Origin of the sequence: Sphingomonas endolithica (assembly GCF_025231525.1) — a bacterium.
Classification (GTDB): Bacteria; Pseudomonadota; Alphaproteobacteria; order Sphingomonadales; family Sphingomonadaceae; genus Sphingomonas; species Sphingomonas endolithica.
In genome coordinates this window covers 1918837-1933505 of the sequence record NZ_CP103057.1, presented here as the reverse complement: position 1 = coordinate 1933505, position 14669 = coordinate 1918837, and the positions used below count along the sequence as shown (strand labels likewise).

Below are 14669 nucleotides of genomic sequence, written 5' to 3'. Positions count from 1 at the left end.
AGATGAACCAGTCGTAGGTTTCGTGACGCGCATTGGGAGGCCTGAACTTCGTCTCATAGGCCGAAACGGCGGTTGGTTGGTCGTCGAAAAGCAGCAGCGCTATTTCGATCCAGGACGCGGCTATGGGTCGATGGCGAAATGCCGCAGCTGCTCGGTCCAGCAGGTGGGTAGATCAGCGGTGAACGCCAGCCGCTTGGCATCGAGCGTGGCGGGCTGCCGACCAGCTAATACATCGTCGATGATCGAGGGTGCCAGAAACGCCAGCCGCACGACGCGTGTGACGTAGGATTTCACGACCCCGTCGGCTTGTGCCAGTTCCTGTACGGTGATCTCGCCGCGTTGAAGCTGCGCCCACCAGCGCTGCGCTTTGACCAGAAGCTTGACCATCGAGGCATCAGGTGGCGCCGGTGCGATCGCGCGACCATCGTTCTGCACGATCCGGAGCCGGTGGCCTGTCCGCGTCAGCCGTGTCGGGCAGGTGAGCAGCAGGTTCGCGTCGGCTTCGGCGCTCGTTGCAACCGACAGGTGTTCTGCCATTGCCGCGGTCACAAGCTCGATCTGCAGCATGGTGGGATGCACGATGACCTTGGCGACAAGCGCGCGCAGCATCTCAGGATCCCGGCACCGTATTGCCGCAGCAGCGATACCTGCGGCGCTGAAGATGCGTGTAACGTCCGCCGATACGAGCGGGATCGACGCGCGTGCCAACAGCGCGATCGGATCATCGAACGCGGCCGCCAGAGCTTCGACGGTTGCGGTCTCGATCTCGCGTGCCGGGATACGTAGCGCCTTGCTGTTGCTGACCCCGTGGTGCGTTGAGTGGCTGACGTAATAACGATAGCGCACCTTGCCCTTGCAGGCATGCGCCGCGATCAGCTTCTCGCCAGCATCGTCGACGATCAACCCGGCAAGCAGGCTGCCGCTCGCCGTGTTCACAGCCCGTCGCAAACCCGGCACATGGCCGGCGAGCATAGTCTGTGTCGCGTCCCATACATCCTGACCGATGATGGCCTTGTGCAATCCCTTATGGCGCTGGTCACGGTGCGGGATGTCCCCCACATAGATCGGGTTCTTGAGGATGGCGTAGATCTGCCCGCGGCTGAACGCACAGCCACCAAAGTCGCGACCGTTGGCCATGCGTCGGACAGGCGTGTGGATCCGCTCGGCAGTGAGCTGGTCAACTACCAGACGGACGTTGCCGAGATCCAGGTAGCGTCGGTAGATGTCGCGCACGATGTTGGCATGAGGCTCGACGATCTCCAGTGTGCGTCCGTCAGGCCGGTAGCCAAGTGGCGGGACGCCGCCCATCCACATGCCCTTGGCCTTGGAGGCGGCGATCTTGTCGCGGATGCGCTCGGCGGTGACCTCGCGCTCGAACTGTGCGAACGAGAGCAGCATGTTGAGCGTCAGGCGTCCCATGCTGGTGGTGGTGTTGAACGACTGGGTGATTGAGACGAACGATACGCCTGCCTTGTCGAACACCTCGACGAGCTTGGCAAAGTCGAGCAGCGAGCGGGTCAGGCGATCGACCTTATAGACGACGATTATGTCGACACGGCCAGCGGCAATGTCCGCCAGCAGCCGCTGCAGGGCAGGGCGCTCCAGCGACCCGCCCGATAGACCCCCATCATCATAGACCTCCGGCAGCGCACTCCAGCCTTCGCTGGCTTGTGACAGCACATAGGCGGCACAGGCCTCGCGTTGCGCATCGAGCGAGTTGAACGCCTGCTCCAGACCTTCCTCGCTCGACTTGCGGGTATAGATCGCACAGCGCACGCGGTTCATGCCGCCAGCCTCTTCTTGAGGCCGAAGAAGGCTGGACCCGACCAGCGCGTGCCGGTGATCTCGCGGGCGACCTCCGATAGCGAGCGCCACTCGCGATCGTTCCAGCGGATCGCTCCGTCATCGCCGATCGTCACGATGTGCGCGGTGCCGTTCCACTCACGGATCAGCCGGGTGCCGGGACGTGCTGCCTGGGTAACCGTCTTTGCGCTCCCGAGCTGGGCGAGCCGCTGCTGACTGACACGCGAGAGGCCACCCAGCGCTTGCGCCTGCAGCTCGTACCCCAGCGCCAGCCGCAACATGCTCGGGCTGATCAGCGGCACTGGCGATACCTTCATCGCGCGCCACGCATCACGCAGTTGCGCCGACGACATCGTCGTCAGCGCAAGCATCTTGTCCTCCAGACCTGCCATTACGCAGCCACCGCCGCGATGCGGTAGCAGGTCTGGTCACCGCGTTTGGACTTCTCGAGTGTGTGCCCTTTCTTGCGCAGGCCGGTCAGCGCTGCGCGGGTAGTGTGCGGTAGCCACCCCGTGGCGGCGATCATGTCGGCAAGCGTTGCACCTTCTTCGCGCTGGAGCAGCGCCAGCACGGAACTGGCCTTGGTCACCCGCGGCACGTCCGGCTGGGCGGAGGGAGCGACGTTACCTTCACCTTCGCCGTCGTTTCCATTGTCGCCGCCGATGCCGATCGCGGCATTGCCGGCGTCAGTGATGAACACGCCGTATGCCACATCAGCTTCGGTGCGGCGTGCCGCCGTCTTGTCGCGGGTCTCACGTTCTTCCGCCAGGCCGTGCTTGATCAGCCCGGTAATCGCCTTGGTCAGGCGTGTCCCGGCGCCGCTCACACTTTCGGGGACCGGCAGCAGGCTGCCCGTGTCACGCTTGGCGGCGCCGGACAAAAGGATGGCGTCGAGATCGGTCAGTTTGGTCATGGGGGTGGTCCTTGTTCAAAGGCGAGCAGCACCTTGCTGCTCCCACCATCATCAGCCCCGCGGACCTTCATCGGCGGGGCGGGGCGGTTCCGTGCGGGCTGCCATCCAGTACGCCGACATTGCTCTGCTTGCAGCACAAGTCGAATGGTTTGTGCTGGCATAAGATGCGATCGGCATCCTTACTCGCGGCATGAACTTAGGCCGTACAGAAGTATAGAAAACGAGCAGACCGGGACGTTGGTCGCTACAAGGCTGCAAAAACTCAGCGTAATAGCATTTAATTCAAAGATAAAGTTGACCGTGCGGTCAGAATGGGACTTATCAATGATAAATTCTCTGATGATATAAACTCAACCAATGATCTCAGAAACCCAGCGCGTTTGGAAGCAGAAGCATCGCAGGCCGGGTTTTTGAATCACCAAAGCAAGGCCGGATACTGGAGAATGAAGCCTTTTCTTGAGAGTGTCATTCAAGCTGTCACGTCTGAACCATTGAAAAGCCAGATTGAGGGATGGCGAAGTTTGAGGCCGAGCAAAATGAACAAGTCTGTGAATCTGTAATGCGGCATCGGCCTTGGGCGATTGTCGCTTTCGGGTCTTAGTCGTGTCGTGGATTGCAGCGAGGCGAAGAAGCTCGCGCCGTGCTATCTCCCGATCTCGTTCGACAGGCGAACGTATCTGCCCCGAAAGTTCGTGGGATCCGAAACAAAGGCATTGGAAATCCCAAGCTGTAAGAGAGGCTCAAGCAATTTGTTCTGACTATCCGCAATTAGGCCACTCCGCGACGGACCCTTCCAACCCTCAGCGGGATTTTCGCCATTGATCGTGTAGATCTACGCCGCAATCACGACGAAGTCCGCCCAGACCACAACAGCGGGGCGGGCCTTCCTCTAGCAACCTGCCAGCTGTGACCGGCGCCGGCCGCTGGGTCGTCGGGCCGCAATGGCCCGCAGCTCGCGGGGAGGTAGCTGGCGTCGACGCCTTCACTCAGATCGACGAGACCGGCTGACGATGGGAGCGCTTGGCGATCGGCCGTTTGCGACGCAGCGCACTGAGATGCCTCCGCGGGAGAGGTGCTTACGGTCCCCGTCGTGGACCGTGATACCCGCTGGCAGGTCGTCGTGCGCGTCTCGCAGTCGGTCTTCCAGCCAAAGCCCGGCTTGAGTTCTTCTTTGAAGACCGGTCAACCTTTGGGCTGCCCTCAGCTGAAAAGCTGAGCGTTTCTCTGCAGGAAGGCGATCGCCAGGGCGATCCGCTGGGGAGTGTGTTCCTGTGCCCGTCGGAGTATGGTGATGTCCATCGTGTGAGCGATTAGATCCGTAAGGATGGGCTGGAGGCGGCCGGCCTCGATGGCCTCGATCGCGTTCCACTTGGGCGTCCAGATAATGCCCATGCCCGCAATGCCGGCTGCACGGATCGCATTGCCCTCGTTGACGATCAGCATCGGCGTCGGATCCCTTCGGATCGCCGTCTCGCCAGAGGCGGTCGGCATGCGGTAGCGCCACGTTTCGATCAGGCCGGTACCCTGATTGCGGAAGGCGATGAGATCGTGATGAGTCAGATCGTCCAACGTCATCGGCGTCCCTCGCGCCGCCAGGTAGTCGGGCGATGCGCATGTCACCCAAGGGAACGTAAACCAGCTCTGGCGTAGATGACCAGGGATCCCGCTGATCGGCCCGGCACGCAGCGCGAGGTCAATCCCCTCGTCCGCCAGATCGTCCATTGCGTCGCTGGCGCGGAACTCGAGCACTATTTCGGGATGCTCGGTCCGGAAGCGGGCTGCCAGTGGAATGAGGCAGGCGCTTAGGAATGCTATCGGCGCGCTGATGCGAACCTTGCCACCGGCCCCTCTTGTCGCGACATCCTGCATTGCCGCTTCGACGCTGTCGATCCGGTCGAGCGCTTCGCGCACCGAGGGCAGCAGGCGCTCACCCTCCGGCGTCAGCGAGAGCGCGTGCGTTGACCGGTTAAGCAAGCGGATCGATCCAACCTTCTCCAGCCGTGAAATCGTCTTGGACACCGCCGACGTCGAAATGCCGAGCTGACGACCGGCTGCCGCGAACGACCCTCGATCGACGATCGCCGAGAAACATCGAAGCTGGAGAAGCGTCAGGTCCGCGATCATCGGTGTTGCTACCATGGCAACACTGAATAGCTTGGTAGACCGCTACAGGAAATACCTCGGAGCGCGTATTTGGATGTCGCTTTGGAGCGATATTCATGAGCCTGCCGTCCAGTGATACCGACATACCGACGACGACTCGTCTCTCAATCGCATGGCCTGCGATCATGTCATTGTCGCTGGGCGTGTTCGGATTCGTAACTTCCGAGTTCCTGCCGCCAAGCCTGCTTACGCCGATGGCGCGAGATCTGGGAACCAGCGTCGGCATGGCCGGGCAGTCGGTCACGGCAACGGCCTTCGTAGCAGCGATCGCAGGCCCAACTGTCGTCATCGGCACGAGCCGCTTCGACCGACGTACGACCCTCCTTGCGCTGACGCTATGCCTGATCGTGTCGAGCGTGCTGGCCGGACTGGCTTCCGATCTCACCGCACTCATCGTTTCGCGCGTACTGCTCGGCGTTGGGCTCGGCGGCTTCTGGGCGATGTCCGTGGCGCTCGTCATCCGGCTGTCTCCTCCCGGATCGGAGGCGCGCGCCATGGCCGTCATCATGACGGGCGTCTCCGTGGCAACCGTCTGCGCGGCTCCGCTCGGGGCCTGGATCAGTTCGACGCTCGGGTGGCGCCTCGCCTTCCACCTGACTGCAATTGTGGGCGTAGTGGCGCCTGTCGTTCAGATGGCAACGGTGCCGTCGCTGCCTTCGATGGGCAGCACAAGCCTGTCCACGCTCGGCGCTGCGCTGCGACGGCCCGCGATCAGGATCTCGCTTTTCGCGACCTTCTGTATCGCCAGCGGCCACTATGCAGCCTTCACCTACGTTCGGCCCTTCCTTGAGGACATTTCGAGGCTTGACGCGCCATCTCTCTCCCTGCTTCTGTTGGGGTTCGGTATTGCCGGCTTCTTCGGCAATATCCTGGGCGGCGTCGTCTCACAGCGGAGCGCTCGCGTCGCCATCGCCGCTGCGGCAATCGGCATCGCCGGCGCGATGGCGGCCGCAGTCGTTGCAGGCACGTCGCATCTGGTCGCCTCGGCAGCTGTCGTCCTCTGGGGACTCTCGTTCGGTGCCTATCCGGTCAGCATTCAGACTTACCTGACGCAGGCCGCGCCTGACGATGCGGAGAGCGCCGGAGCAGTCCACCTAAGTGTCTTCATGATCGCCGTCTCCTTGGGAGCGATCTTTGGCGGCATTCTAGTCGACCGCCTCGGCCCCGTCACCACTTTCGCCGTGGCAGGTGTTGCCGCGCTTTTCGGCGCGATCCTGATCTCGGCGGCCAAACCTCTCCGCAAGGCGGCCTAGGCCTGACCGCGGCCGAAAAATTCTCATCTTAACGTAAGAAGGATAATCATCATGACGACGCCAGAAGTCCAAGCCGGCCTGACGATGGAAATCTACGAAGGGTTCAAGCTCAACCAGACCAAGCGTTGGAACGCCATTGTTCATCCCGACGTCATGACCAACAGCCCGGCCGGTCGCGACATTGCGGGCCGCGAGGCGCTCCAGAGCTGGATCAAGGCCTTCCACGTGGCTTTCGATCTCCGTGTTGATCTGATCGATCACTATCTGGCAGGCGACCGAGGGCTGGTGACGATCAACCTGCACTGGAAGCATGACCGGGGTGCGTTCTTCGGCCTCGAGCCGACCGGTCAGAGCGGCACGTCGATCGAGAGCTTCATCCTTCAGTTGAAGGACGGACTGGTGACGCATTTCACCGTCGCCGACCAGTCGCTCGACCTTGCCATCTATCTTCACGAACAGGGCATGGAGATGCCGCGCCGAGCCACGCCGCCGGCGCTGATCGCGGGCTGATCACCGTGCGCGCCCGATCGGCAGCGCAACCGCTGTCGATCGTATCAGAGCCAAAGGGTGCCCAAACAGGCCCTGATCGTCGTTCCAGTGGCCATCAGCGACAATCGCCCGCACGCAGCGGAAGCCTCGCGTTCGAATGGCCGTATTGCGACGTTCTGCGGCGCTGCTCAGAGCTTACCGAGAGGAGACGAGATTTTGCCCTGTCATATAGAGTTCTTCGAGTTCGGCGAACCCGAGGTGCTGACGTTCGTAGAGGCGGAAGCAGGAAAGCCAGGCCCAGACGAAGTGCTGATCCGCATACGCGCGATCGGCCTGAACCGGGCCGAAGCCATGTTTCGTCGCAACGAGTACATCAAGGCGCCGACCCTCCCTGCAGTGCTCGGAAGCGAGGCGGCGGGAACCGTCATTGCCGTTGGCCAGAACGTCACGCATGTCTCTGCAGGTAATGACGTCAACATTGTGCCCGGCTTCCCGCTCGGAGACTACTGAATCTACGGTGAGATCGCGACCGCGCCGGCGCGTGCGGTGATCGCCAAGCTGCCCACCTTGTCCTTCGAAGAGGCGGCATCGCTTTGGACCATGTTCCTCACCGCCTATGGTCCTCTGATTGAAGAGGCGTCGATCCAGGTCGGCGAGCACGTGCTGATCTCCGCCGCGTCCAGCAGCACCGGCCTCGCGGCCATCCAGCTCGCCAATCTTGTTGGAGCCATCCCGATCGCGCTGACCCGCACCAACGCCAAGCGGCAGAAGCTCCTCGAGGCGGGTGCAGCTCACGTCGTCGCCTACGACGAAGACGATATGGTGGCGGAGGTGATGCGGATCACCGACGGGCGTGGCGCGAGTGTTGCCTTCGATCCGGTCGGGGGTTCTCTCCTGCCCAGGCTTCTGAAGGTGATGCCGTGGAAGGGCACCATCTATCTGTACGGGGCGCTCGGCGGCAACACCATGACGATTCCCGTGCTGGAGCATCTTGGGCAGATGGCGACAATACGGGGATGGATCGTCGCCGACCTGCTGGCGGATCCCCTTCGGATGGACGCCGCGGTCGCCCATATTGGGAACGCTCTCGAGGCCGGGAAGATAAAGCCCGTCATCGACTCAGTCTTCGGCTTTGACCAGATGGTCGAGGCACACCGTTATCTCGAATCTGCGCAGCAGTTCGGGAAGATCGTCGTCACGGTCGCTGATTGACCCAAATCGGCGCAGGTCTGGCCGCCTCGGCTACCGCTCGCATCCCGTATGCAAACGGTCACGATGCCAGCTTGACCGCTTTGCACCGGAGACGCGCATCAATCAGAACCTGACCGGATCAGTCGTTGCGGGCAGTCCGGCTTACCGCTGCAACAGGTTTCTTGCGGTCTCGATATGCTTGCTGGCCGAAGCGAGGAAATCCGATGGTTCGGGCACGTCGACGCCGCGGATACACCCCGGACGAGCCGCCATCCGTGCCTCCCATGTCAGGAGATTGTCCAGCCCGCTCACGTCGATGCCGCCCCACTCATGGATGCGGATCCAGCACCAGTGTGCGATATCGGCGATGCTGAACTCGTCGCAGAGAAAGTCCCGCCCCTGCAATTGCCGGTCGAGCACCTCGAAAAGCCGACGGCATTCATTCTGGTAGCGCTCGATCGCGATCGGGATCTTTTCGGGCATGTAGCGGTAGAACACGTTGGCCTGTCCCATCATTGGCCCCACACCCGACATCTGGAACATCAACCATTGGAGGACACGCGACTCCCCGTTCGGGTCCGACGGGAGAAACCTGCCGTATTTGCGCGCAAGATAGATCAGTATCGCGCCGCTTTCGAACACCGCGAAGTCGCCGTTCGAACGGTCCACGATCGCCGGAATGCGCCCGTTGGGATTGATCTTGAGGTACGCTTGCTCCTTCTGCTCCTTGCCCGCCAGGTTCATCGGCGACACCTCGTAGGAAACGCCGAGCTCCTCCAGCATCACCGATGCCTTCCACCCGTTTGGCGTGGGCGCTGTGTACAGCAGGATATCGGGCTTGCTCATTGCGCCGTTCCTTGGTTCGCGATCGTCGGGCCAGCAGCGCCGCGATCGACTTGCGACGTCGACAGCAGCAGGGTCACCCGGCCAAGTGCCAGGCAGACGGCTCCGACGAAACGGACGATGTCGAGGCTCTCTCCGGGCGGCCAGGAGAGATAGACCGGGACGCTGTAGAAGACCGTTCCGAGCACAAACAACAGCGGCACCCGCGCTGCGGAGGAAGCGCCCATGTTCATGAAGGTCGCGCAGGCGATCGTGCCCATCGCGTGCATCAAGGCAATCTGGGCAGCCTGGCGCAGCAGCGCGCCATGGGCGCCTTGCCCAAGTGCGGAATGGTCGATCATCATGATCCCGGCGATGAAGGCGTTGATGACCGCCGCACGCAACCACGTGCGCCGCGACCACCATCGATACGGCGTGAACCGGCGCAGGATGTTCGGGCCGGCACCGACCTTTGACCTGCGCGTCATTCAGCGCCCCGCAGTGTCAACCGGCCCGACGAAGACACGCCGTTCCTAATCGGCAAGCTCGATCGACACCCGGTCCGGATAGAAAGCGAGGTGGTTCGCGATCTCGCCCACGGCCTTAAACGGCGCTTCATAAGTCCACACGCTGTTCACGCCTGCCTCGCCGAGCGCCGGGATGCTGTAATAGTTGGCGTCGCCCTTGTACGGGCAATAGGTCGTGTGTGTGGAGCGCTCCAGCTGCGACATGTCGACGTCACCGCGCGGAATATAGCGAACCGGCGGGTAGGACGCCTCCGAAAGCGTCAGCGCTCTGCTCGTCCGGGCAATTTCAAGCGGGCCCTTGCTGACGATGACCGTCGACGAACAGTCCTCGATCTCGATCGGGTGACTGGCATTCGGGATCAGTATCTTGCGGTCGGTCATCGAAGATCCTTTCGTCAGGGAAGTCATAGCGTTCGAGTCATCAGGAACCGCGGTTTGGCAGAGGCCTTACGCTGCGGGCAGGTCAAGGGCCTTGCGCAGATCAGGCCCGGACATGCCGGTGTCGTAGACGGGCGCACCGAAATCGAACTCGCGCGAGCGATCGAGCGACCCGACGATCACCGGATCGAAGCCCGCGTCGGTCACGAGCGTGGCGGCAATCTCCAGCGCTCCGCCGTGGTCCGAAGCGAGCGGGATGCCGACGCGGGGCGCGGTCCGATGCGCCTCCGTTGCCAGCGTGCGATCCCACACGCTGTTGAAGGCGCGCACGATCCGCACGCCCGGAAACCACTCGCGCAGATAAGGCCCGGTTCCGCGGCCCGATTGCCGCACCTCCTGCGCCATCGGGCCGTCCCGATCCGGATACGGGTTCGCAGTTTCAAGGACGACCTTGCGACCGAGCGCTTCGGTCATGCTGCGCCCGAAGTCCGGCAGGGCAACGAACGGGATCGACAGCAGGACGACGTCGCCAAAGGCGATCGCCTCTTCCGGCGTGCCCGCCCGTGCAGCGCCGCCTGCTTGCTCGACCAGATCGCCCAGGTTCTCCGGATGGCGCGACGAGAACAGCACCTCGTGCCCCGCCTGCGACCAGAGCTTTCCGATCTGTCCACCGATCTGGCCACTTCCCACGATTCCGATCTTCATCGTTCGTCCTGTCTTGTCACGCTTGGGGATTGGAGGCGCCTCAAAGACTCCTGTCGAAGGTCGCAGCCGGTCGAGGGCCGCTCACGGCACCAGCACCGAGATGCCCGAGGCGGCGCGGCTCTCGACCTGGGCGTGGAGCGTCGCTGCCTCGCGCAGCGGGTATCGTGCGGGTGAGATCTCGCCGAAGGCGCCGCTGAGATAGAGGGCGAACACTTCCGCCATGCCAGCGCGAAGCTCGGCCGCCGTTTTGATGTAATTCGGGACCTGCGGTACAACGACGGTGGCGCCGCGCCGCGCGATCGCGTCAGGGTCGGCCCTGGGCCAGCCCCCGGACGCTCCGGACGAGATGATCGTCCCTCCCGAGCGCACGGTCCCAGCGTCGAGCAGGCGGTTGGCGGTATCCGCGCCGATCCCGTCGAACACGACATCGACCCCGTTTCCGTCGGTGAGCCGCGCGACCAGTTCGATCGCTTCGTCCAGCCCGACGGCGACGTCGCCTGCGCCGCTCTCGTGCGCAAGAGCGCGTTTCGCTTCGCTACCCACCGCGCCGATCACGAGCCCGCCGCGATAAGCAGCGAGCCGTGCCGTCAACGACCCGACGCCGCCGGCAGCGGTGGTGACAAGCACGGTCTGGCCGGGCTGAACCTCGAAGAGCTGAACCGAGCAGAGCCAGGCCGTGAAGCCCTTAACGGTCAGCGCGGCAGCGGCCTCGAAGCTGATGCCCTTCGGCAACGGGAACAGCAGGTCCGCTTCCATCAGGCGCGTGGCCGCATAGGCTCCCTGCGATCGGAGATATCCGACGGGACCGCCGACCGCAAAGTCGGTGACATCCGCGCCGATCGCCGTCACCACCCCGGCGCCTTCGATCCCCATCACGCGGCCCGGCTCGTCATCGGACATCGAGCCGCGGCGCTGCAGGACATCGAAATAGTTGAACCCGATCGCCTTCTGCTCGATTTCGACCTGCGTGGCGGCTGGCGCCGCAACGTCGCGCTCCTCGGCCCGCATCACTTCCGGGCCACCCTGTCCGTATTGAGCAACCACCAATGTCATTTCGACCACCTTCAAATCCTGGAGTTGCTACGCGAACGTTGGGCGCAGATCGCTCTCGATGCTGGAGTTCAGGCGACGAACCGCACCACGCCGCCATCCACGCGCAGGGCGGCGCCGCTGGTCGCGGAGGCCTGTTCGGAACAGGCGTAGACGATCATGTTGCCGACTTCCTCGACGGTGGCGAAACGCTGGATCAGGCTCGTCGGGCGGAGCGCCTGCAGGAAGCCTTGCTCGGCCTCCCCGACCGTCATGCCGTTGTCCGCTGCCTGCTGGACCATATAGTTACCCATGATCTCGGATCGGGTCGGCCCCGGAAGCACCGCGTTGACCGTGACACCCGTGCCCGCGACCGCTTCGGCCAAGCCGCGCGAGACGGCGAGCTGCGCAGTCTTGGTCATGCCGTAATCCAGCATCTCCTTGGGAATGTTGACCCCGGACTCGCTGCTGACGAAGACGACGCGTCCCCAGCTTTTGCCGACCATGCGCGGCAGATAGTGGCGCGACAGGCGCACGCCGCTCATCACGTTGAGCTGGAACAGCCCAAGCCAGTCCTCGTCAGGGATGGCTGCGATGTCGTCGATACCATTATATTCCCGCAGGTACGCGGTGCCCACGTTGTTTACGAGGATGTCGGCGTCCGGCGCTTGCGCGATGAAGGCGTTTGCCCCTTCCGCGGTCGCCAGATCGGCAGCGATGCCGGAAATTGTAGTTTGCGGAAACGCAGCGCGCATCTGTTGCAGCGCTTCATCAACCCGCGTCTGGGTGCGGCCATTGATGATCACCGAAGCGCCCGCCTGCGCCAGCCCTTCCGCAGCTCCCCGGCCGATGCCGGCGGTGGAACCTGTTACAATGGCCGTGCGGCCGCTCAAGTCGATCTTCATGGAACTGCCTTTATGGTTTGGCGCCGGTCACCCTTAAAGGTGCCGGCGCCATGGCTTCAGAGCGCGATACCTGCGCCGGCCAGAGCGCTGTCGATGCGATCATCGACTTCGCGCTTCGTTGCAGCCCATGCCGGCACCATGTCCAGCAAGCGCTGCTGCCAAGCGACGAGGTTGGGGAACTCGTTGAACGGCACCTTCGTGCGCTCGTTCTGCGAGAAGGGGGCCGCGATGTCGATGTCCGCCAGCGTCAGATGATCGCCCACGATGAAGGGCCGGTTCGCGAGGTGCGCATCTAGGACGGCGCCGGCGGCGCGGATTTTGGCGAACGTCAGGTCCGTGATGCTCTTGTCCTCGGGCTGGTTCATGAAGCGCTTGCCGATCCGCTCATCGAACGTGAGCACGGAGAAAATCCTCCACTGCTCACCCGACCAGAACATCCACTGCAGCACTTCGTAGCGCTCCTGCGGCGTAGCGCCGAGCAGGTCGCTGCCGACCTTTTCCGCGAGGTAGATGTTGATCGCTGAGGATTCGTAGAGGACGACGTCGCCGTCGACCATCACCGGCGACAGGCCGTGCGGGTTCAGCTTCAGGAATTCGGGCGTGTGGCTCTCGCCCTTGAAGAGATCGATGCCCACGCGCTCGATTTCGATGCCCATGACGGCGGCTGCCGACGTCACGCGGCGCAGGCTGCCCGAACCGGGATCGCCATAAATCTTGATAGCCATTGGAAATACTCCTTCTTGTGAGGTAACTTGGAAAATCAGGCTGGGATGCCGGCACGCAGCCGATCAAGCACCGGCAACAGCTCGGACGGATCGGGTCGCCGGGTGTAGTCGGGGTTGACCTCGGCATAGGCAATCACGCCATCCGTCCCGATCACGTAGCGCGCCGGCATCGGCAGCACCCCTGACGGATCGCCATTGACCTCCGTCAGGTCGGCCCCGAACTGTCGATAGACCTCGATCAGATCAGCGGGCAGCGAGAAGCGCAGGCCGAACTTGTCGGCGACGGCGGCACCGGGATCGCTCAGGATCGGAAAGTCGAGCTTGTTGTCGCGCTGCGACTTGCGGCTGTTCGCCGGCGTCTGCGGCGAGATCGCCACAAGGCTCGCGCCGCGTACCTCGATCTCGGGCCGGACTTCTTCCAGCGCCTGCAGATCAAAGTTGCAATAGGGGCACCAGATGCCGCGATAGAAGGTGGCTACCAGCGGCCCGCGCGTGAGCAGCTCCCGCGAGTTCACGGTGATACCGTCCGCGTCCTGGAGCGTGAAGTCGGGCGCCGTGTCGCCGGCCCTCAAGGCATGATCGGCCTGCCCGCTGTCGAGGAGCGTCTGCGTGGCCCGGTTCATTGTGTCTAGCTGTTCGCGGTTTGGTACGAGCGGAAAACGTCCGTTCTCGAAATCCTCGCGCATCGCGTCGAGCTTGTCCTGCAGCTTCATCGCCATTCTCCGTATTGCGGCAGAGCCGCCGTGGACGAAGATCTAGGTTATCCAAGAGCAACGGTGTATCTACTCGGTGTGGACAACATATATCCGGATATTGAATGAGTGATCGTTGGCAGGAGATGACCGTGTTTGTCCGCGTTGCGGAGAGCGGCAGTCTTTCGCGCGCGGCGCGCGAACTGAAGCTGTCCCAACCTTCGGTCTCGCGTATCGTCGGCACGCTGGAGGCGCGGCTGGGCACAACGCTCCTGTTGCGCACCACCCGCAGCATCTCACTGACGGAAGCCGGCGCTTTGTACCTGGAGCGTGCGAGAAATCTGGTTGCAGAGATGGAGGAGGCCGAACAGGCGACCCGCGGCGTGGACTCGCTCCATGGAGTGATCCGCCTCGCGATGCCGGTACTCTACGGATCACGTGCGGTGATCCCGGCGATGGCGGTCTTCCTGGCCCGGCATCGGGATCTTCGGGTCGAGATGATCATGAGCGACGCGCGCCAGAACCTCATCATGGACGGCATCGATGTTGCAATTCGGCTGGGCGTCGGGCCGCTGGATGACTCCACCTTCGGTGCCCGCAGGCTTGGTCTGGTCGAGCGACTGGTGGTCGCGGCCCCGGCCTACCTTTCTACGAACGGCGTGCCCGCCAATCCGGCGGAGCTCGCCCAGCACGACTGCATCATCCAGCATGGGCTGTTCGGTAGGGAGAGCTGGCGCTTTACCCACAATCAGACCGTCACCTCGGTCAATGTGCACGCGAAGCTCTGGATCAATTCGGCGTCTGGGGTGCTCGCGGCCGCGGTCGCGGGACTGGGCGTCGCGCTGGCGACCCGGATCATGGCGGGGGAGGAACTGCGCACCGGTCAGCTCGCGCAGATCCTGGACGGGCACCGGCTTGAACCCGCCGAGGTCTACGCCGTTTTTCCCGCAGGTCCAAAGCCATCCGCGAAGGTCCGGGCGATCGTGGATCATCTCGAGGCTTCGCTACGCGCCCCAGACTGATCGAGCCTATGTTTTACAGCCGATCACCATGCGGAACCCGGTCTGGTTCCTG

The 14669-nt window shown here is 63.2% G+C and carries 17 protein-coding genes; 5 read left to right on the top strand and 12 right to left on the bottom strand.

The annotated features are described in order from the left end of the window. Nucleotides 1-120: 120 nt before the first annotated feature. From NV382_RS09110 to NV382_RS09095, 4 genes are all read right to left on the bottom strand, one after another. Complete coding sequence (locus NV382_RS09110; RefSeq protein ID WP_260600174.1) at nt 121-1785, bottom strand: recombinase family protein; 1665 nt, start codon at nt 1783-1785, stop codon at nt 121-123. Further along, complete coding sequence (locus tag NV382_RS09105; RefSeq protein WP_260600173.1) at nt 1782-2174, bottom strand: DUF2924 domain-containing protein; 393 nt, start codon at nt 2172-2174, stop codon at nt 1782-1784. The genes NV382_RS09110 and NV382_RS09105 overlap by 4 nt, the downstream gene beginning before the upstream one ends. Nucleotides 2175-2194: 20 nt before the next feature. Further along, nucleotides 2195-2716 carry a DUF3489 domain-containing protein gene (locus NV382_RS09100; RefSeq protein WP_260600172.1) on the bottom strand — a complete coding sequence of 174 codons (522 nt, stop codon included), beginning with the start codon at nt 2714-2716 and terminating at the stop codon, nt 2195-2197. 1200 nt (nt 2717-3916) lie between these two features. Next, nucleotides 3917-4840, bottom strand: a complete 924-nt coding sequence (locus tag NV382_RS09095; RefSeq protein ID WP_260600171.1) for a LysR family transcriptional regulator — start codon at nt 4838-4840, stop codon at nt 3917-3919. A gap of 95 nt (nt 4841-4935) precedes the next feature. Here NV382_RS09095 and NV382_RS09090 point away from each other — a divergent pair, with 95 nt between their 5' ends. The 4 genes from NV382_RS09090 to NV382_RS09075 are packed head-to-tail and all read left to right on the top strand — an operon-like array spanning nt 4936 to nt 7833. Further along, nucleotides 4936-6132: an MFS transporter gene (locus tag NV382_RS09090; protein WP_260600170.1), complete on the top strand. Its 1197-nt coding sequence runs from the start codon at nt 4936-4938 to the stop codon at nt 6130-6132. A gap of 51 nt (nt 6133-6183) precedes the next feature. After that, a complete protein-coding gene (locus NV382_RS09085) occupies nt 6184-6642 on the top strand; it encodes an ester cyclase (RefSeq protein ID WP_260600169.1) in 459 nt (152 codons plus the stop codon). Between the two features lie 57 nt (nt 6643-6699). After that, entirely contained in the window at nt 6700-7131 is a 432-nt protein-coding gene (locus NV382_RS09080; protein ID WP_260600168.1) for an alcohol dehydrogenase catalytic domain-containing protein, read from the top strand. Between the two features lie 36 nt (nt 7132-7167). Continuing rightward, a complete protein-coding gene (locus NV382_RS09075; RefSeq protein ID WP_260600167.1) occupies nt 7168-7833 on the top strand; it encodes a zinc-dependent alcohol dehydrogenase family protein in 666 nt (221 codons plus the stop codon). Nucleotides 7834-7974: 141 nt separating this feature from the next. On the opposite strand, the gene NV382_RS09070 is transcribed toward NV382_RS09075, so the two are convergent. The 8 genes from NV382_RS09070 to NV382_RS09035 form a co-directional block, all read right to left on the bottom strand. Next, nucleotides 7975-8658, bottom strand: a complete 684-nt coding sequence (locus NV382_RS09070; RefSeq protein ID WP_260600166.1) for a glutathione S-transferase family protein — start codon at nt 8656-8658, stop codon at nt 7975-7977. Further along, nucleotides 8655-9038, bottom strand: a complete 384-nt coding sequence (locus NV382_RS09065; protein WP_260600165.1) for a hypothetical protein — start codon at nt 9036-9038, stop codon at nt 8655-8657. Before NV382_RS09065 ends, NV382_RS09070 begins: the two co-directional genes overlap by 4 nt. 129 nt (nt 9039-9167) lie before the next feature. Further along, on the bottom strand, nt 9168-9542 hold the full coding sequence (locus tag NV382_RS09060) for a DUF427 domain-containing protein (protein ID WP_260600164.1): 375 nt from the start codon (nt 9540-9542) through the stop codon (nt 9168-9170). Between the two features lie 66 nt (nt 9543-9608). Then, a complete protein-coding gene (locus NV382_RS09055) occupies nt 9609-10244 on the bottom strand; it encodes an NADPH-dependent F420 reductase (protein ID WP_260600163.1) in 636 nt (211 codons plus the stop codon). Nucleotides 10245-10325: 81 nt separating this feature from the next. Beyond that, nucleotides 10326-11297, bottom strand: a complete 972-nt coding sequence (locus NV382_RS09050; protein ID WP_260600367.1) for a zinc-binding dehydrogenase — start codon at nt 11295-11297, stop codon at nt 10326-10328. 68 nt (nt 11298-11365) lie between these two features. Continuing rightward, the gene (locus tag NV382_RS09045; protein ID WP_260600162.1) at nt 11366-12178 is read right to left on the bottom strand and encodes an SDR family NAD(P)-dependent oxidoreductase; all 813 of its coding nucleotides are present in this window, start codon (nt 12176-12178) and stop codon (nt 11366-11368) included. A 56-nt stretch (nt 12179-12234) separates the two neighbouring features. Further along, the gene (locus tag NV382_RS09040) at nt 12235-12903 is read right to left on the bottom strand and encodes a glutathione S-transferase family protein (protein WP_260600161.1); all 669 of its coding nucleotides are present in this window, start codon (nt 12901-12903) and stop codon (nt 12235-12237) included. 35 nt (nt 12904-12938) lie between these two features. After that, nucleotides 12939-13589, bottom strand: a complete 651-nt coding sequence (locus tag NV382_RS09035) for a peroxiredoxin-like family protein (protein WP_260600160.1) — start codon at nt 13587-13589, stop codon at nt 12939-12941. A gap of 131 nt (nt 13590-13720) precedes the next feature. Between NV382_RS09035 and NV382_RS09030 the strand changes: the two genes are divergently transcribed. After that, nucleotides 13721-14617, top strand: coding sequence for a LysR family transcriptional regulator (locus tag NV382_RS09030; protein WP_260600159.1), 897 nt, complete (start codon nt 13721-13723; stop codon nt 14615-14617). Nucleotides 14618-14669: the final 52 nt, after the last annotated feature.